Source organism: Blautia sp. AM42-2, assembly GCF_003480245.1.
Lineage (GTDB): Bacteria > Bacillota > Clostridia > Lachnospirales > Lachnospiraceae > Fusicatenibacter > Fusicatenibacter saccharivorans.
The window spans coordinates 1-375 of record NZ_QUIM01000039.1 but is presented as its reverse complement, the minus strand read 5'-3'; the positions used below and the strand labels follow the sequence as shown (position 1 = coordinate 375).

The 375-nt window shown below is 45.1% G+C and carries 1 pseudogene; it reads right to left on the bottom strand.

Features of this window, described 5'->3' with window-relative positions:
* Positions 1 to 220, bottom strand: a pseudogene (locus DW915_RS16225) (transposase); the annotation flags it as partial.
* Between the last annotated feature and the right edge of the window lie 155 nt (positions 221 to 375).

Sequence of the window (375 nt, the reverse complement as noted above, 5' to 3'; positions counted from 1 at the left end):
CATCTTTCCTCTGTAGATTTTTCTGCGGATAGAAAAGGTTCTCAACTTCCTTAGGTGCCATCATTCGGAGTTCCTCGATTGGGATTCCGTTGGCATGGTATCGGCTCATGATCAGATTTAATGTACCTGAGCCAATCTTGTAACGGTCCATAACGGACCTGGTCTGGCATCCATTCAAACGCATCTGGATGGAGCCGATAATCGTGTTGTAGTCTTGCATAGTTATGCCTCCTTTCGCAATCATTTGATGACTACGAAAGAACTATAACACGTTGAAAACTTATTGATCAGCTGAAGCGGAAACGCGTTCAGTTACATCCGGAAAGACTGATCAGCTCTTAGCGGAATGCGTGGTCAGATGAGCCGGAATTTGCA